18 protein-coding genes and 1 pseudogene are annotated in these 17,678 nt (G+C 36.4%); 2 read left to right on the top strand and 17 right to left on the bottom strand.

The window, feature by feature from the left end:
- Positions 1-337: 337 nt before the first annotated feature.
- The 8 genes from MKX66_RS26455 to MKX66_RS26420 form a co-directional block, all read right to left on the bottom strand.
- On the bottom strand, positions 338-1,663 hold the full coding sequence (locus MKX66_RS26455) for a dihydrolipoamide acetyltransferase family protein (protein ID WP_340813200.1): 1,326 nt from the start codon (positions 1,661-1,663) through the stop codon (positions 338-340).
- A gap of 15 nt (positions 1,664-1,678) precedes the next feature.
- Positions 1,679-2,662, bottom strand: a complete 984-nt coding sequence (bfmBAB, locus tag MKX66_RS26450) for a 3-methyl-2-oxobutanoate dehydrogenase subunit beta (RefSeq protein ID WP_000290070.1) — start codon at positions 2,660-2,662, stop codon at positions 1,679-1,681.
- 13 nt (positions 2,663-2,675) lie between these two features.
- Positions 2,676-3,677 (bottom strand): 3-methyl-2-oxobutanoate dehydrogenase subunit alpha, encoded by a 1,002-nt coding sequence (bfmBAA, locus tag MKX66_RS26445; protein WP_002033961.1) that lies wholly within the window; start codon positions 3,675-3,677, stop codon positions 2,676-2,678.
- Positions 3,678-3,704: 27 nt separating this feature from the next.
- Positions 3,705-5,126, bottom strand: a complete 1,422-nt coding sequence (gene lpdA, locus MKX66_RS26440; protein WP_002033960.1) for a dihydrolipoyl dehydrogenase — start codon at positions 5,124-5,126, stop codon at positions 3,705-3,707.
- Between the two features lie 4 nt (positions 5,127-5,130).
- A complete protein-coding gene (gene buk, locus MKX66_RS26435) occupies positions 5,131-6,234 on the bottom strand; it encodes a butyrate kinase (RefSeq protein WP_002088555.1) in 1,104 nt (367 codons plus the stop codon).
- An 87-nt stretch (positions 6,235-6,321) separates the two neighbouring features.
- Positions 6,322-7,422, bottom strand: a complete 1,101-nt coding sequence (locus MKX66_RS26430; protein ID WP_002015088.1) for a leucine dehydrogenase — start codon at positions 7,420-7,422, stop codon at positions 6,322-6,324.
- Between the two features lie 35 nt (positions 7,423-7,457).
- Positions 7,458-8,357 (bottom strand): phosphate butyryltransferase, encoded by a 900-nt coding sequence (yqiS, locus tag MKX66_RS26425; protein ID WP_002033959.1) that lies wholly within the window; start codon positions 8,355-8,357, stop codon positions 7,458-7,460.
- Positions 8,358-8,552: 195 nt separating this feature from the next.
- Positions 8,553-10,625, bottom strand: coding sequence for a sigma-54 interaction domain-containing protein (locus tag MKX66_RS26420; protein ID WP_044442647.1), 2,073 nt, complete (start codon positions 10,623-10,625; stop codon positions 8,553-8,555).
- Between the two features lie 137 nt (positions 10,626-10,762).
- Between MKX66_RS26420 and MKX66_RS26415 the strand changes: the two genes are divergently transcribed.
- Entirely contained in the window at positions 10,763-10,996 is a 234-nt protein-coding gene (locus tag MKX66_RS26415) for a DUF2627 domain-containing protein (protein WP_001190193.1), read from the top strand.
- A gap of 51 nt (positions 10,997-11,047) precedes the next feature.
- Here the strand turns inward: MKX66_RS26415 and MKX66_RS26410 are convergent, their stop codons facing one another.
- Positions 11,048-11,776: a glycerophosphodiester phosphodiesterase gene (locus MKX66_RS26410; protein WP_002033957.1), complete on the bottom strand. Its 729-nt coding sequence runs from the start codon at positions 11,774-11,776 to the stop codon at positions 11,048-11,050.
- Between the two features lie 50 nt (positions 11,777-11,826).
- On the opposite strand from MKX66_RS26410, the gene MKX66_RS26405 reads away from it, so the two are divergent.
- The gene (locus MKX66_RS26405) at positions 11,827-11,973 is read left to right on the top strand and encodes a YycC family protein (protein ID WP_001247671.1); all 147 of its coding nucleotides are present in this window, start codon (positions 11,827-11,829) and stop codon (positions 11,971-11,973) included.
- Between the two features lie 240 nt (positions 11,974-12,213).
- Here the strand turns inward: MKX66_RS26405 and MKX66_RS26400 are convergent, their stop codons facing one another.
- The 8 genes and pseudogenes from MKX66_RS26400 to MKX66_RS26365 form a co-directional block, all read right to left on the bottom strand.
- Positions 12,214-12,777: a PRK06770 family protein gene (locus MKX66_RS26400; RefSeq protein ID WP_002033955.1), complete on the bottom strand. Its 564-nt coding sequence runs from the start codon at positions 12,775-12,777 to the stop codon at positions 12,214-12,216.
- Between the two features lie 297 nt (positions 12,778-13,074).
- Positions 13,075-13,188 (bottom strand): annotated as a pseudogene (locus tag MKX66_RS26395) (sporulation initiation factor Spo0A C-terminal domain-containing protein); the annotation flags it as partial.
- 226 nt (positions 13,189-13,414) lie between these two features.
- Entirely contained in the window at positions 13,415-13,603 is a 189-nt protein-coding gene (locus tag MKX66_RS26390) for a GntR family transcriptional regulator (protein WP_341087452.1), read from the bottom strand.
- Between the two features lie 273 nt (positions 13,604-13,876).
- The gene (locus MKX66_RS26385; protein ID WP_098431324.1) at positions 13,877-14,335 is read right to left on the bottom strand and encodes an SMI1/KNR4 family protein; all 459 of its coding nucleotides are present in this window, start codon (positions 14,333-14,335) and stop codon (positions 13,877-13,879) included.
- Positions 14,336-14,353: 18 nt separating this feature from the next.
- Positions 14,354-14,806 (bottom strand): YrhA family protein, encoded by a 453-nt coding sequence (locus MKX66_RS26380; RefSeq protein ID WP_002033951.1) that lies wholly within the window; start codon positions 14,804-14,806, stop codon positions 14,354-14,356.
- Between the two features lie 205 nt (positions 14,807-15,011).
- Positions 15,012-15,470, bottom strand: coding sequence for an SMI1/KNR4 family protein (locus MKX66_RS26375; protein ID WP_341087445.1), 459 nt, complete (start codon positions 15,468-15,470; stop codon positions 15,012-15,014).
- Positions 15,471-15,491: 21 nt separating this feature from the next.
- Positions 15,492-16,715 carry a WXG100 family type VII secretion target gene (locus MKX66_RS26370; RefSeq protein WP_341087443.1) on the bottom strand — a complete coding sequence of 408 codons (1,224 nt, stop codon included), beginning with the start codon at positions 16,713-16,715 and terminating at the stop codon, positions 15,492-15,494.
- Between the two features lie 164 nt (positions 16,716-16,879).
- Positions 16,880-17,557: a sigma-70 family RNA polymerase sigma factor gene (locus MKX66_RS26365; RefSeq protein ID WP_341087439.1), complete on the bottom strand. Its 678-nt coding sequence runs from the start codon at positions 17,555-17,557 to the stop codon at positions 16,880-16,882.
- Between the last annotated feature and the right edge of the window lie 121 nt (positions 17,558-17,678).

The following is a 17,678-nucleotide window of genomic DNA, read 5'->3' as shown; positions in this document are numbered from 1 at the left end:
ATCCTCCTGAAACATTGTTACAGCAAAATAAAAAACCAGGAGTCAACATTCTTCATGTTTTGACGACTGATTACACATTATCTATAAAACACTTATATAGAATAACTCTCTTTTTCATACAATACAATATATTATACTACAGTTTCGTCAGTAAGATTTGCCAAAAAAATTATTCTTTTCTTATTTTATATCTATATACCATATATCAGCAATGTATTTTCGTAAATTTCTAATACATACTCGTTCATTGTAAGATTGCTGGGAAAAGTGTTGTACATATAGTAGGATGCAAATGAAGAAATAAGATGATAAAAAGCTCGCATAAGCGAGCTTTTTATTAATATACAGATGTATTATTTTCTGACGTATTTTCTAAAATTTCTTTTACACGTCCTAAGAACTTACCACAAATTAAGCCATCTAGTACACGGTGATCAAGTGATAAACATAAGTTAACCATGTCGCGAGCACCGAACATACCATTATCCATAATTACTGGGCGTTTTACAATTGATTCAACTTGTAAAATAGCCGCTTGTGGGTAATTAATAATACCCATAGATTGAACAGAACCGAATGATCCTGTGTTATTAATTGTAAATGTTCCACCTTGCATTTCGTCCGCTTTTAACGATTTCGTACGTACTTTTCCTGCAAGCTCTGTAATTTCACGAGCGATACCTTTAATCGTCTTCTCATCCGCGTGTTTAATTACTGGTACAAATAGTTCGTCCTCTGTTGCAACAGCGATAGAAAGGTTAATATCTTTCTTCTGAACGATCTTATCGCCAGCCCACATTGAATTGATTTGAGGATACTCTTTTAACGCTTGTGCTACTGCTTTTACGAAGAAAGCAAAGAACGTTAAATTAAAACCTTCGCGCTTTTTGAAATCACCTTTAATTGAATTACGGTATGACACAAGGTTTGTCACATCTACTTCAATCATCATCCAAGCATGTGGCGCTTCGTGTTTACTACGTAACATGTTCGCTGCAATTGCTTTACGCACACCTGTTACTGGAATTTCGATATCGCCAGGCATTGTTGGTACAGAAACTGGTTTTGCAGCTTCTACTTTTTGTGCTACTGGCGCTGCTTTTGGTGCTTCTGGACGCGCTTCTACTACTGCTGCTGCTACCGCTACCGCTTCCTCTTTCTTCGCACCTGCTTGCGGAATATTTCCAGATTCCACTAGCTTTAAAATATCTTTACGAGTGATACGGCCATTTGCTCCCGTACCTTCTACTAAATCTAAATCAACATTATGCTCACCCGCAAGTTTTAAAACAGCTGGTGAAAAACGTGGTTTTCCATCAGTTGGTTGTTTTGCTTTCGGTGCTTTTTCAGGCGTAGTTATATCTGCCTTTGGTTCTTCTTTTGTTTTTTCCTCAACAGCTGTCGCTGCTACTTCATCTGCGCCTTCTACTTGAATAACACAAACTACTTCACCTACAGCTAACGTCTCACCTTCACCAGCGATTAATTCTTTCACAATACCAGTGAAAGAAGATGGTACTTCAGCATTTACTTTATCAGTCATTACTTCTGCAAGCGGATCATACTTGTTTACGTGATCGCCAACATTAACGAGCCATTTACTAATTGTACCCTCTGTAACGCTCTCCCCGAGCTGAGGCATTGTGATATTTTCTACAGCCATGTATAGTCCCCCCGATTAAAATTCCGCAAGTTCACGCATTGCTTTTTCAACTTTATCTGGATTTACCATAAAGAATTTTTCCATTGTTGGTGCATATGGCATTGCTGGAACGTCTGGACCTGCAAGACGTGCGATTGGCGCATCTAAATCAAACAGACAGTTTTCAGCAATAATTGCTGCCACTTCACTTATAATACTTCCTTCTTTATTGTCTTCTGTTACAAGAAGAACTTTACCTGTTTTAGAAGCCGCTTCAATAATCGCTTCTTTATCTAACGGATATACCGTTCTTAAATCAAGAATGTGTGCAGAGATTCCATCTTGTGCTAACTTCTCAGCTGCTTGAAGAGCAAAGTGAACACATAATCCGTAAGTGATAACAGTAATATCATCACCTTCGCGTTTTACATCTGCTTTTCCGATTGGTAATACATAGTCATCTTCTGGCACTTCACCTTTAATTAAGCGATATGCACGCTTATGCTCAAAGAATAATACTGGATCTTCATCACGAATTGCAGCTTTTAATAAGCCTTTTGCATCATATGGTGTAGAAGGGATAACAATTTTTAAACCTGGTTGGTTTGCAAACATCGCTTCTACAGATTGTGAATGATACAATGCACCGTGAACACCCCCGCCGAATGGCGCACGAATTGTAACTGGACAAGTCCAATCGTTGTTAGAACGATAACGAATTTTTGCTGCCTCAGAAACAATTTGGTTTACTGCTGGCATGATGAAATCAGCAAACTGCATTTCAGCGATTGGACGCATACCATACATTGCCGCACCAATTGCTACCCCAGCAATTGCAGATTCTGCAAGCGGTGCATCAAGCGCACGATCTTCACCAAATTGATCATACAAACCGTGTGTCGCTTTAAACACGCCACCCTTTTTACCAACATCTTCTCCTAAAACGAATACTTTCTCATCGCGTTCCATTTCTTCGCGCATTGCTAATGTAATAGCATCAATATAAGACATTACAGCCATGAAACGTTCCCCCCTATTCTGCGTATACGTGCTTCAATGCATCTTCAGGTGCTGCATACGGAGCATTTTCTGCATATTCTGTTGCTTCATTTACGATATGCATAATTTCGTCTAGCATTTGTTTTTCAAATTCCTCAGTTAACACACCAACTTCTTTTAAATAAGCTGCAAATGTTATAATTGAATCTTTTTTCTTCGCTTCTTCTACCTCTTCTTTATCACGATAAACACGATCATCGTCGTCACTAGAATGTGCTGTCAAACGATATGATACTGCTTCAATTAAAGTCGGACCTTCACCACGACGACCGCGGTCTGCTGCTTCTTTTACAGCTTTATATACTGCAAGCGGATCGTTTCCGTCTATTGTATATCCAGGCATGCCGTAACCAATTGCACGATCTGATACGTTTTTACATGCTAATTGTTTTTCAACTGGAATAGAGATTGCGTATTTATTATTTTCACACATGAAAATAACAGGTAGTTTGTGTACACCAGCAAAGTTTGCTCCTTCATGGAAGTCACCTTGGTTTGAAGAGCCTTCTCCGAATGTAACGAACGTTACTAAATCTTTCTTCTCCATTTTTCCAGCTAGTGCAATACCAACTGCATGTGGTACTTGCGTTGTTACTGGTGATGATCCTGTAACAATACGATTTTTCTTTTGACCGAAGTGACCAGGCATTTGACGACCACCAGAGTTTGGATCTCCAGCTTTTGCGAAAGCAGACAACATAAGCTCTTTAGCTGTCATACCAAACGCTAGTACAACACCCATATCACGGTAGTATGGTAATGCATAATCTTTCTCTCTATCAAGAGCGAACGCCGCTCCAACTTGTGCAGCCTCTTGTCCTTGACAAGAAATTACGAATGGAATTTTACCTGCACGGTTTAATAACCACATACGTTCGTCAATTTTACGTGCAAGTAACATCGTACGGAACATTTCTAATACTTGCTCATCACTTAAGCCAAGCTCTTCATGGCGCTTTTCTTTTACTTCTGCCATTTTTCATAACCTCCTAAATCCACATTTTTATGCGTGTAACGCTCTTCCATCTACAGCAAGTGCAGCTTCACCAATCGCCTCAGATAATGATGGATGCGGATGAATTGTATGCGCTACTTCCCAAGGTGTTGCATCAAGTACTCTTGCAAGACCAGCTTCAGAAATCATATCTGTTACATGTGGTCCGATCATATGAACACCGAGAATGTCATTTGTTTCTTCATCAACTACAAGTTTTACAAAACCGTCTGATTCTCCGTATACAAGTGCCTTTCCGATTGCACGGAATGAGAACTTACCGACTTTTAACTTATAGCCTTTTTCTTTTGCTTCTTGTTCTGTTAAGCCGACAGAAGCAACTTCTGGACTACTATATACGCATTTTGATACCATAGAATAATCAATTGGTGTAACTTCTTTACCAGCGATATGTTCTACTGCAACAATTCCTTCATGAGAAGCAACGTGAGCAAGTTGCAAGCCACCGATTACATCTCCAATTGCGTAAATATGAGATTCCTTCGTTTGATAAAACTCATTTGTTTGAATGTATCCTTTTTCCACAACAATATCTGTGTTCTCTAAGCCCATATTTTGCGTATTCGCTTGTCTTCCGACAGATACAAGCATTTTTTCTGCTTTAAATGCTTTGTTCTCACCGTTATGTTCAGCTTGAATTGTTACTCCATTATCTTTTACCAATGTTTCTGGTAATACTTTTGCACCAGTTACCACTTTAATACCTTTTTTCTTGAATAGACGTTGCATTTCTTTTGAAACGTCATTATCTTCTAGTGGTAATATGTTTTTCGCATATTCTAATACAGTAACTTCTACACCGAAGTCAGCAAGCATAGATGCCCACTCAATACCAATTACACCGCCACCAACGATAATGATTGAGCTAGGAAGCGTTTCCATTTTTAGGGCATGATCCGAAGACATTACATACTCTCCGTCTAACTCTAATCCTGGTAATGAATTTGGACGAGAACCTGTTGCAACAAGCACATTTTTTGGAATTAACATTTCATTCTCTTCTCCACTTGCAAGTTCAACTGAAATTGTACCTGGCATTGGAGAGAAAATAGATGGGCCAAGAATACGGCCAATACCTTCAAACACATCAATTTTACCTTGTTTCATTAAATGCTGAACGCCTTTATGAAGCTGCGTTACAATCTTCTCTTTACGCTCTTGTACTTTAGCAAAGTTTAGTTCTACATTACTTGCAATAACTCCGAACTCTTCTCCTTTTTTAGCAGTTGCGTATACTTCCGCACTACGTAAAAGAGCTTTACTAGGAATACATCCTTTGTGTAAACAAGTACCACCAAGATTTTCTTTTTCAACAAGTGCAGTTTTTAACCCTAGTTGTGATGCACGAATAGCAGCAACATATCCACCAGTACCGCCGCCAACGATGACTAAATCATATTCTCTTGCCATTATCTCAACCCCTAGCTACTGTTTGTTTTTCTCGTACAATATATTCTTTTGGAGCTTCTTCTTCACGTAATACACGAAGTGCTCCTTCTGCTAACGCTTGTAATTCATCTTCTCCTGGATGTACGATAACATCTGCAATCCAGTGAACACGTTCTTTTATTTCATCGACAAGAATTTTACTGTACGCAAGTCCACCAGTTAATACGATTGCATCGATTTTCCCGTGAAGTACAGCACTAGCTCCGCCAATCTCTTTTGCAACTTGATACGCCATTGCTTTATAAATAAGAGTTGCCTCAGGATCACCTTTTTCAACCATTTGTTCTACTTTAATTGCATCGTTTGTACCGATAAGGCTTACAAGTCCACCTTGTCCGACAAGTTTTTTAACCATTTCGTCTCGGTAATACTCACCAGAAAAACACATTTCAACTAATTGTCCTACTGGTACTGTACCAGCACGCTCTGGACTAAATGGTCCTTCTCCGTTTAAGCCATTATTCACATCGATAACTTTTCCTTTTTTATGAGCACCAACTGTAATACCGCCGCCCATATGTGTAACTAATAAATTTAAATCCTCATATTTGTGATTTAATTCATCTGCTACTTTACGAGCAACCGCTTTTTGGTTTAATGCATGGAAGATACTTTTGCGTTCCATACCAGCAATACCACTTATACGAGCAATTGGCTCCATCTCATCTACAACGACAGGATCCACAATGAATGCAGGAATGTTTAATCCAGAAGCAATTTCATATGCTAAAATGCCTCCAAGGTTTGAAGCGTGATGACCACTAAACCCATTTTTCAAATCTTCTAACATCGCATCGTTTACTGTATACGTACCGCCTTCGATTGGACGAAGTAATCCACCACGCCCACAAACAGCGTTTAATTTTGAAATGTTAATACCATGAGAATGTAGAACTTCTAAAATCGTTTCTTTACGAAACTCATATTGGTCGATAATTCGCTTATATTTTCCAATCTGTTCTACGTCATGACGAATAGTTTCTTCTAGAACGGGTCTTTCATTATCAAAAACACCAATCTTTGTGGATGTACTACCTGGGTTAATAACAAGAATTCGATTTACAGACAATGTTGCTACCTCCACTAATAAATTTAAAAGGAAGTGGGAACCTCATAAGAGGTAACCACACCTTTTGTAAAAGTTATATATGAATGATTAGCGACGGCTAATAATGTCGTGACCGTTGCGTAAGTATGTGCTACGAGAGTTTTTCAAGCTTGCAATGCGCTCTTCAGCTAGACGATCTGCTGCTACATAAGTTGCTATGCCATCGCGTTTTGAAATTTCGATTACTTTTGCAATTGTGTCATAAATAGACTCAACACGTTTTAATGCACGTTCTCTATTGTATCCATATAATTCGTCTGCTACGTTAATTACGCCACCTGCATTAATAACATAGTCTGGTGCGTATACAATACCCATTTCATGAATAAGGTCGCCGTGACGATCTTCTTTTAATTGGTTATTTGCAGAACCAGCGATTACTTTTGCTTTAAGTTGTGGAATAGTTTCATCATTAACTGTTGCGCCTAATGCACATGGTGCGTAAATATCACATTCAACACCGTAAATTTCATTTGGCTCAACTGCTGTTGCACCGAATTCTTCTACTGCACGTTGTACAGCTTCTTTATTAATATCTGTAACGATTAATTTTGCTCCTTCAGCGTGTAAATGTTTGCATAGGTGATACGCTACGTTACCAACACCTTGAATAGAAATTACTCTTCCTTCTAGGTTATCTGTACCAAATGCTTCTTTTGCAGCTGCTTTCATACCACGGTAAACACCGTATGCAGTTACTGGAGATGGGTTACCAGAAGAACCGAATGATGGTGAAATCCCTGTTACAAAATCAGTTTCCTCATGGATAATATCCATATCATCTACTGTTGTACCAACATCTTCAGCTGTAATGTAACGTCCGTTTAGTCCTTGAATGTAGCGTCCTAATGCACGGAACATCGCTTCGCTTTTATCTTTACGTGGATCACCGATAATTACTGTTTTTGCACCACCTAAATTTAAACCAGCTGCTGCATTTTTGTATGTCATCCCTTTTGCAAGACGCAATGCATCTTCAATCGCCGCTTCTTCAGAATCATATGTCCACATTCTTGTTCCACCAAGAGCTGGTCCAAGTGTTGTATCATGGATTGCAATGATTGCTTTTAAACCAGATTCTTTATCTTGACAAAATACCACTTGCTCATAATCATATTTTTCTAAGTATTCGAAGATTTCTAATGTCATTGTCGTTTCCCCCTAATTGTTTTACCCTATTTGGTTTATTTTGAAGCAGTCGCAACTGCCAATGCTAATGAATATACTTTTGTTTCTGCTGAATCAGCACGTGATGTTAAAACAATCGGTGCTTTAGCGCCAGCAATCATCGCTCCTACCTTTGCATTTGCAAAATAGACGAGTGATTTATATAGCACATTTCCAGCTTCAATCGTTGGGACGAGTAAAATGTCTGCCTTACCTGCTACATCACTTACTATGCCTTTATGTTCTGCTGCAATTTGTGATACTGCATTATCTAAAGCAAGTGGTCCATCAACGACACAATTTTTAATTTGTCCGCGGCGATTCATTTGAGTTAACATCGCTGCATCAATTGTCGCTTGCATCGCAGGATTAACAACCTCTACCGCTGCAATTGGCGCTACCTTTGGCAAATCAATTCCTATTGCCTGGGCAACTTCTACAGTATTTTGTATAATAGCAGCTTTTTGTGTTACATCAGGTGCAATGTTCATCGCTGCGTCTGTAACAAAAATAAGACGATCGTAATTTGGAACTTCAAACGCTGCAACATGTGAAAGCACGCTGCCCTTACGAAGTCCCCACTCTTTATTTAATACAGCTTTCAAAATATTTGCTGTTGGGATGTTCCCCTTCATTAGCACATCTGCTTCGCCATTGCTTACAGATTTAACAGAAAGTTCTGCAGCCTCAGCACTTGACGCTGCTGCAATCACTTCAATATGTTCTGAAGTTTGTAGCCCATGCTCTTGTAGCATCCCTATTATTTTCTCTTGATTTCCATATAGACGAAATTGAGCTAGCTGTAACTTGATTGCTTTCGCTACAGCTTCAATTACTTCATGATCTTCAGCTACTGCTACAGCCACAGTTTTTTTAGGCTGTCCTGCTGCTTGATCAATTAAGTGTTCTAACTTCATATTTTGTAATCAACCCTTTCCGTCGTCCCTCGTCTATTCATTAAGCAAATACCGTGCCAACTTTTAAAAGTGGTCTTACCAATAATGAAAACGCATTCAAAATGCAGTAAAATCAATACTTTGGAAAACAACGAAATATTCTGTCTCGTTTTGTCGCTTTTTGTATACCACGCAATAAATTGCACGGTACGCAATTTATTGCATGCTATTTTTTGCACAGTCATACTTTTCTAGCTTGTAATATAAGTTTCGAACTGAAATTCCTAACGCTTTTGCAGTCTTCGTTTTGTTCCCATCAAATTTCTCTAAATATTCACGGATAATATTCCCCTCAAATTCTGTCACTAGGTGTTCAAGGGCCTTCTCTTCTAATTCAGGTAATAAATTATTTTGTTTCGTCTCTACTTGTTCTTCTTTATGTAAAGGCGGTAAATGATGTACATCAATATATATCTCGTTATAATTCATAAAGATAATAGCTCGTCCTAAAATATTTTCAAGTTCCCTAACATTCCCTGGCCATTCATATGATTGTAAATACGAAACGGCTGAATCGGTGAGTCCTTCTACATTACGACCATAGTCTTGATTAATTTTTTGAATTAACCTTTCTGCAATCGCTGGTATATCTCCTTTACGCTGACGAAGGGAAGGAATTTGAATCGGGATTTTATTTAAACGATAATATAAGTCCTCTCTGAAATTCCCTTCTAAAATAGCTTTTTCTAAATTCACGTGCGTCGCAGCGATCACTCGAACATTAATAGGTATCGCTTTCGTTCCCCCTACTTTCACAATTTCCTTTTCTTGTAGCACACGAAGGAGCTTCGCTTGCGTATTTGCAGATAACTCTCCGATTTCATCTAAAAAAACACTTCCATTATTCGCTTCTTCAAAGAATCCTCGTTTCCCGCCTCTTTTCGCTCCAGAAAACGCACCTTCCTCATAACCGAATAATTCACTTTCTAATAAGGTCTCAGAAATAGCAGCACAGTTTACTCGTACAAACTTATTGTATTTTCGATTACTACTGTTATGAATAGCGTGTGCAAATAACTCTTTCCCCGTACCAGATTCCCCTCTAAGCAATACTGTTGCCGGTGTATTCGCTCCAAGTTTTGCTTGTTCAATAGCTGCCGTCGTTTCATCTGAATCACCAACAATATCATCAAATGAATATTTCGCTTCTAACGTTCGAATAATTTGTCTTGCCCTATTCAATTCATTTGTTAACTTTTGAATTTCTGATACATCGCGAATTACCCCGACGCTCCCTTTCAATATTCCATCGACAATAACCGGTGCTACGTTTACAATTACATCTCGCTTTTTTTGCCCAATCTTCATATGTATTCCTCGTACCGCTCGGCGCGTCCGAAGTACTTTCATATGCATACTTTCACCTTCCACAATATCAGTTGTAGCCGGCTTCCCAATAATTTCTTCTTCAGTCAAACCCGTTAACTTCGTATAAGCAGGGTTTATAACTAGTCCTCTTCCTTTCTCATCAACAACCGAAATTGCTTCCTCAGATGAGTTAATAATCGCCTCAAGTAGCGTTTGAATTTCTTTTAAGTCTGTAACTTCTTCCGCTAAATCTACAACTTCTGTAATGTCTTTAAAAATCGCAAATGCCCCTTGAACCTCTCCACCTTCTTTTAATATCGGAATACGCGTTGTAATAATCTTTTTTTCATTCTCTAACGTCAGTTCATGATTCACTTCTATTTTTTTCGTGCGTATAATACGAAGCAACTTACTCGTTGGAATAACTTCTAAAATATATTTCCCTATTGCTTCCTCTTTTTTATATCCAGTAATACGCTCTGCGCTTTTATTAAACAGACGAACTTGTCCCTCTTGGTCTATAACAATCATACCGTCATGCGTTGAATTTAAAATTAAATTCCCTTGTTGCGTCTGTTCTTCTAGCTTTCCAATTAAACTTTCCTTCTCATGCGCTAGTCTCGTAACAATTTTTGCAATATCCCCTGGTATAAGAAGGGTGTCTTTATGCTTGCTTCCCAATAAAACTTTATGTAAATCATAATCACCTGTCATATCAAACATTACATCAATATGCATAGAAAGAAACGGAGTTACACTATCACCAATCGGAGTCCCATATTCCTTTGCGATTTGTAATCCTTTCGCAATTGGATTACTATCAATAACTCCTATAATTTGAAATATATTCGAATTTTGCAACAGACTCAGCAGTGTACTCCCACCTTCACCTGCTCCAACAATTAACACATTTTGTTTCATACATTACACTTCCTCTCGAAGTATCTCTGCAAAATTTTTCACATTCTTATCTTACTCGTTCAGCAACCTCTTGACAAACCCCCATTCCATATAACATCATTAAAATACACAAAATAATCTGAAAAGGAGCGTTATGTATGCAGCGTTACCTCGCTCTATTATTAGCACTCATCCCCATTTCATTAGCCGTGCTTGGTATTAAACTGATGAGAGATACTGTATTTGGGATTTTGTTCTCCCCAATCCCTATATTATGGTTACAATTTTTAATCGGCGCTCTTTGCTTCGCACTCGGGTTTTATATCTTCGGCGGCTTCGTCTTACACAGAGATCGTAAGAGAAATAAAGTACAAGCACGCTTCAGAAGATAAAACAAAGTTTTCACATATCATAAATAAAAAATGAGACCATTATATTAGGTCTCATTTTTTTATCGGTAATAAAGTTCTTGCTGTTTCAGGATAATCAGTAATAATCGCTGATATATTCATATCAAAATATTTACGCATAAGCGTTTCTTCATTTATCGTGTAAGGACGAACCTCCACACCACTTCCCATCGTTAATTCAGCGATAGCATCTTGAAGATAACGATAATTCGGATGTACTGCAGTAGCACCCATCTTTTTTGCATATGCCCACGGGCTATGCAAACCTTCACGATACAAAATAGCTGTTTGAATATCAGGAGCCATCATATGACATCGCTTCATACTGTAGTGATTAAAAGAAGAAAACACAATCCGATCCTCTAGACTAAACTTACGTACAAGTGTTATAACCTCTTCTTCTAAACCTCTGTATGGGATTTTATTATTTTTCAGTTCAATATTGAGTAGCAATTTCGTTTTTGCGAGCCATTCTAACACCTCTTCTAGAAGAGGTATTTTGCAAAAACCTACTTTGTCACCGAATTTATAACTCGCATCCAACTTACATAAATCCTCATATAAATAATTTCGAACCGCACCTTTTCCATTTGTTGTCCGATCCACCGTTTCATCATGAATAACAACAACTTTTCCATCTTTCGTGAATTGAACATCGAGTTCAATTCCGTCTGCCCCGAAAGCCTCCGCCGCTTCAAATGAAATCATTGTATTTTCCGGATACGTTCCCGCCGCACCACGATGCGCAAATATAAGAGTCATCCTCACTCCCCCAATCTTATGCTATACTATACGAAAAAGGAGGTACTTCTATGAGACCATTACAAATTTCTCCAGACACTGCAGTCCGCCTATCAAAAGCGTTAGGTGTTCCACTTGAACAACTTATGCATATGCCACAGCATATTTTAATCCAAAAGTTAGTTGAATTAGAAAAACAAAATAAAGACGAAGAATAATATAGTCCTGTTTTGCAGGGCTTTTTATTATCATCTATTATATCATGGATGACTTCCCCGCTAAAATCCTTTAACAGATGTACTACGATGCGATTTAGCCTTTACTTCATCATTTAATAATGAATTATATATCTTCTTTTTTGTTACAAGTCATAAAGAAAGCAGAATATTTATTCACAAGTCACCATTGCCCCCTTAAAGCAAGGTAATAAAAAAACTAGAAGCCCTTCATATTATTTTTTATTGAACGTGCGGAGTATCCCCTGATTCGTATAGTTCTTTCGCTTTTTCCTCCCCGAATGTAGTTAAAATATAATGTTGCTCTTCTACCGCATCCATCGCTCTAGTGGCTTTACAAACATTACCCTCTTGAGCATCCGAGAAAAAATTGTGATCTTCTACAATTTTACTAAAATCTTTTTTCGCCCATCTATCAGCAATTGCTACAAGCTCATTTTTCTTCGCAAAACTACTCTTATTTATGATTTTTTTTAATTTTTCAGCGTTATTTTGAATCATTGGGATGGATCCCGATTTTCGTTCTGCCACTACTTTTTGATGAGTCATGTGATACATCGCTGTAATGACTTCGCTTTCAGTAGAATTTTCAGTAACATACACATCAACAAAGACTCCATCTACCTCTCTACCTACTATCGTTGGGTCTTCTTTTTTATCTATTTGAGCACTCACTTCTTTATCTACTGGATTATCGGCAAGCTCTAACATTCCAAATGTAACTGCAACAGCAAGAACTCCCATAGCTGCTACTATTCCTAGCCAAGTTAATATTTTGTTTTTCATTTCCCTTCTCCCTCTGTATACCTATTTAATTACCTTAAAAAACTCACTTATATGTAATATTACTAAAAACAGGTTTTATTTTCCATAATATCAAACAACCCTTTTTATCTACCCAAATAATTTTGATAAAATCGATATCACTTCTCCCTCTTTTTCTCAACAAAATAAAAAGACCAACGAATTCTAAAATTCATTGGTCATTAAATAAAAGTTTATTGGTTTTAAAATTGATATCGAGTATAAATTTCAAGAATTATTAAGCTCTACTAAAACTTAAATCCCTTACTACTCTTCCTCTCAGCTAGCCTTATGTTCAAGTCTTAGCTTATCCGCAACCATTGCGATGAACTCGGAATTCGTAGGTTTTACTTTTGACATGGATACAGTATAACCAAAGGCATTAAACGTTGATATGTAAGCATTTCTGAAGTTTTCATTTCGCCCAATAAATACGTTAAATTTCACGCCCTTTATTGGTTTAGTTTTTCTTAATTCATTGGTAACATTACATTACCAATATGTATAAGAATATAATACATAAACACAGGGACAAACGTCAATAGAATTAAATGATATCCATGTACTGTTTCATGTTACCCTCTATTCAACTTCTTAATTTACGACTATATCCTTATTCCTATAGTCTAAGTCGATACGTATTGGAAGCTTTCCCTTGTCCTACTGTAACAGATAGTAGCCCCTGTTCTTTCAATCCTTTTATTGCCTTTGACGTTGTATTGCGATTAGCACGTAAATAATCCTGTAACTGGTTATACGATAACTTCACGGGTGTTTTATCTAAGTTAGTGCGTTTGAATAACCCCAATAATAGACACCTTTCTTCCTTATTATATGTTTTAGTACTTACACTAATGACACCTAGCCTTCTATATAGCACAAATTAATTACTACAAAAACAATAAAGACTTCCTCTTAACTGTGGGGTAATATTAAAAAGACTTATGTGAATTACGCATAAGTCTTACTTTTGTTACTCATAATTAATTATTATTTGTCTTCGCAATCACATAAGCTAGAAAACAATTCTTAAAATAATGAACTAATAATGCCCGACTCTACAAAGTAGAATTGATATCCATTAAATATAATAGTCAGGATTTTCAACCATTTTATTTAAAAATTCTTCTAAAGAATCCGCTATTTTTGTAGAATCCGAGTAAATAGGACATTGACCTAATTCATTTTCTTCTTTGAATTTAATTGTTAAAAAATTCAATTCTGTTACTTCAAAGAAAACTAGCGATTCTTCATCATCTACATCATCTAGGTTTGGATTATATTCATAAATATCTTGCCTTAAACGGAAATCTGCAACTGAAATCGGGTCCATAAATCTATTGAAAAAAGTTCTTTTGTCAGACTCTAAAAAACCGCAACCAATTTCTTGATAAAAACATTTTAATTCTTTCGGAAGTTCCATTTGTAATAAGCTTTCTGCCTCATCTATCTCATCTTGATATATAGGATAGAAAATAGGTTTTTGTTTAGAACGGACACTTCTGTCTGCTACAACATATTCTTTCAAAAAATTAAACATAATTTTTAATACCCCCTATTAAAGAAGGGCTGCTTTCAATGCTTCCTCAAGCATTGTGTTGCAATCATTATATGTATTCATCACTGTACCAGATGGTTTATCAAGTTCTAAATAAATACCATCAGATAAGTTTTTACAGAACCATGCTATATTTGAATCTCCAAGGAAAAGATACTCTTTTTGAAATTCATTTTCATACCAAATCTCATTGGTTTCTATAAGCCCGCAAATTGATTCGTCCCTTTCTGTATCTAACAAATAAGAGTCAACTCCATAAAGTACTAGCCCGCTAAAATCTAATCCATTTACAGTTTTAAGAAACTCCTCATATTCACTCGGTAAGTCAACATTAAAATTCTCTTTCACACGTTCTCTTAATTTACCAATTTCAGTATCCGTTGCGGGTGTATTCAGTTTATCATTAAAACTTCTCTCTACCTTTTCAATTTCTAAAATCAGATTTTTCCACATATAAAAACCTCTTTCTAAATTTATTTATTCTCCTTTAGGATAGATGTTGTATTTTGGTATAGGCCAGCTTATGTCTGCACTATCTCCATCTTGTAAGTGTCTAGTTCATGTACATTAAAAAAGCTTATGTAAGTTATACATAAGCTTTTTTATTCATGATTAGATATTTTTCAAATCCTACGCCTTAAAGCAAGTCTTAAAAAGATTAAATATAATAGTCAGGATTTTCATCCATTTTAATTAAAAATTCTTCTAAAGAACCAGCTATTTTCATTGAACCAGAATATATAGGGCATTGACCTAATTCATTTGCTTGCTTACATTTAATTGTTAAAAAGCTAAGTTCTGTCACTTCAAAAAACACTAATGATTCTTCATCGTCTACACCATCTATATTAGGGTTATATTCATAGATATCTTGTCTCAAACGAAAATCTACAACAGAAAAGGGGTCCATAAATCTGTTAAAAAAGAACTTACTTGATGCCTCTAAAAAACCATAACCAATTTCTTTATAAAAATTTTTCAATTCTTTAGGGAATTTCATTTTTAATAAATCTTCTGCTTCCTCTATCTCTTCACTTTTTAAAGGATAGAAAATAGGTGTTTGGTCAGATTTTATACTTTCATCAGCTACAACACACTTTTTCAAAAAATCAAACATAACTTTTACTACCTCCGTTAATTACTTTTTAAAAATTTCTCTTGAAATACTTTCCTTAGCATGTATACCACCTTGATGTTCATCAGGGTATTTAGCTGGGTGCATATTCCACCATTCATGTTCTCCACCATGTGCATTTTCAATAAGGTGATGTGCATCAAATGGCTTATCAATTCTCCGTGTTACTTTACCTCTTTTCGAAATAACTTCCTCAGCATATGTAGGCCATGTTTGGTTTGTTTCTTTTTCCCAATCAGCTATCAGCTTATTTTTTTCAGAACGGAACTCGTTCCTTCTTGTATCTACTTCTTCTTTGCTTAATCGTTCATAACCATTATTCTCCAAGTGTTCTTGTAGTAATTCCCTCTGGTTTTCAGGAATCTTTCTATTTGTTATTTCTTCTACTTGGCCAAGATATTCTTGGAATCTAGGTGTATTTAAATTACCAGTGTCAGCAAACATAAATGTATTACGTGCTTCTTCTAAAGAATTAAAAGAAGTTTTCGGAATATCTCTAAACTCACCAACGCCAGCATATGCAAAGCGGTCTCCCATTTGCAATTTATTTGTATAATGCGAGATACCTTCTGATACCTTTGCTAAATTCGTACCCTTTGCAAGTGTAGTGACTTTGCTTATTCCTTTATCACCAATAAGTCCTAAACCAACTTGAGTTAAAGCATAACTTCCCCATTTTGCACGACTTTCTGCGTCACCATTTATTACATCTTTAATAAATGAATCCGACAATACATTATACATGGTACTAAGTGTATCAATAGGATGCAAGGCTGCGTTCCCCATATTTTGCCACGTTTCCCATTTACCAAGTGCCTTAAATCCTTCTATAGTATCTTCAATGGCTTCCCCTGCACCTTCTACAATACCATCCCGAATTTTTTCGAAAGTAGATTTTTCAGGTAACTTACCACACATTGCCCCTTCTTCTATGTTTCCATCAACTAGATTACCATCATAACGTTCATCAGCATTACGAAACTTTTCAGCAGCGTGCATTAGTTCTTCTGCAATCTTATCAAATTCCCGAAACACATTAAACATTTGAGGTTTTGTTTCATTAAACATCTGATAAAACCTTTGACTCGTTGCACCATTCCACATTGAAGCTACGTATTCCGTTTGGTTATATAAATCTTTATGTATCTGTTCTAATCTATTTTTAGTTTCAAGAACTAGCTTTGCTGACTGTTCTAGCCGTTCTGGCGTAACCTTTATTTGCGTCATGCTACCCCTTCTCCATACAATATTTTACAAACGAATTATATCACGTGAAACTATTTTACTGTACTAAATATTCGGATTTTCTAGTAAAAAATTTAATCCATTCCTTTTAAAGAAGTTGAAATGAAGCTGTCTGCTATATAAAGCAAATAAATACGAGAACCCTATCAAAATATAAATTCACTTAACTTCCTCTTTGCTGAATCAAGTATCCGTCTCACTCTTTCAGGATGATTTATCCCATGTAAACACCCTAAGTCTCTATATGATAAATGGGGACTTTCTATATACGTTGTTATTAACTCCTCTTCAATATCATTACAATACTGTTCGATTAATAGTTTAATTTCTACATCGTCCTCAATTCGAAACGGCGAATCAATTTTTTCTAAGTCTTCAACAAGGTCAATGTTTTGATGATTTACTTTCCTTTTATCTGTCCTTAAATTTGATTTTACTAAGTTGTAGCCCGTACACTCCAACGATTTTCTGCCTTTTTCATATAAGTAATACTCATCGTTCCATGAATGTTCTCGACACACATGCCATAACTTCTCCCAAAATACACTTTCAAAATCATCTCGATAAATCCGCTTATTTTTCCATGCATTTTCAAATTTATTGAGAGTTGTTTGAATGAACCATCCTATTAAATAATCATTAAAAATGATATGGAAGGCATCCTCTCCTTCTTCCAATCGAAGTAAAGCATACTTATTCCATGTCTTTTCTACTGCAAGCACCTGCTTTACTTTTTTATCATCATAAATTTGCTTTATTCGTTCTAGCTTATCTTCCTGCTGTATTTGAATGTGTGTTTTCTTTTCTCTTTTGTATAATTTCATGTTGCCGTCCCTCACTGATTTTATAATTTTAAAAGTTTACTGTGACAAAATCATAAAAAATGTTGTATTTATGAATGTCTAAGAGGAGAAAGGAACTACCTCTTCCCTTTCTATTGGTCTC

The organism is Bacillus sp. FSL R9-9530 (assembly GCF_038008145.1).
GTDB lineage: Bacteria > Bacillota > Bacilli > Bacillales > Bacillaceae_G > Bacillus_A > Bacillus_A mycoides.
Note: the sequence above shows the minus strand (reverse complement) of the source record. Positions and strands in the feature narration are given on the sequence as shown.

Coding starts and splice junctions, on each gene's coding strand:
- MKX66_RS26455 (WP_340813200.1), bottom strand. CDS start 1,663: ATGGCTGTAGAAAATATCACAATGCCTCAGCTCGGGGAGAGCGTTACA.
- MKX66_RS26410 (WP_002033957.1), bottom strand. CDS start 11,776: ATGACTCTTATATTTGCGCATCGTGGTGCGGCGGGAACGTATCCGGAA.
- MKX66_RS26405 (WP_001247671.1), top strand. CDS start 11,827: ATGAGACCATTACAAATTTCTCCAGACACTGCAGTCCGCCTATCAAAA.
- MKX66_RS26375 (WP_341087445.1), bottom strand. CDS start 15,470: ATGTTTGATTTTTTGAAAAAGTGTGTTGTAGCTGATGAAAGTATAAAA.
- MKX66_RS26370 (WP_341087443.1), bottom strand. CDS start 16,715: ATGACGCAAATAAAGGTTACGCCAGAACGGCTAGAACAGTCAGCAAAG.
- MKX66_RS26400 (WP_002033955.1), bottom strand. CDS start 12,777: ATGAAAAACAAAATATTAACTTGGCTAGGAATAGTAGCAGCTATGGGA.
- lpdA (WP_002033960.1), bottom strand. CDS start 5,126: ATGGCAAGAGAATATGATTTAGTCATCGTTGGCGGCGGTACTGGTGGA.
- bfmBAA (WP_002033961.1), bottom strand. CDS start 3,677: ATGGCAGAAGTAAAAGAAAAGCGCCATGAAGAGCTTGGCTTAAGTGAT.
- yqiS (WP_002033959.1), bottom strand. CDS start 8,357: ATGAAGTTAGAACACTTAATTGATCAAGCAGCAGGACAGCCTAAAAAA.
- bfmBAB (WP_000290070.1), bottom strand. CDS start 2,662: ATGGCTGTAATGTCTTATATTGATGCTATTACATTAGCAATGCGCGAA.
- MKX66_RS26420 (WP_044442647.1), bottom strand. CDS start 10,625: ATGAAACAAAATGTGTTAATTGTTGGAGCAGGTGAAGGTGGGAGTACA.
- MKX66_RS26365 (WP_341087439.1), bottom strand. CDS start 17,557: ATGAAATTATACAAAAGAGAAAAGAAAACACACATTCAAATACAGCAG.
- MKX66_RS26385 (WP_098431324.1), bottom strand. CDS start 14,335: ATGTTTAATTTTTTGAAAGAATATGTTGTAGCAGACAGAAGTGTCCGT.
- MKX66_RS26415 (WP_001190193.1), top strand. CDS start 10,763: ATGCAGCGTTACCTCGCTCTATTATTAGCACTCATCCCCATTTCATTA.
- MKX66_RS26380 (WP_002033951.1), bottom strand. CDS start 14,806: ATGTGGAAAAATCTGATTTTAGAAATTGAAAAGGTAGAGAGAAGTTTT.
- MKX66_RS26430 (WP_002015088.1), bottom strand. CDS start 7,422: ATGACATTAGAAATCTTCGAATACTTAGAAAAATATGATTATGAGCAA.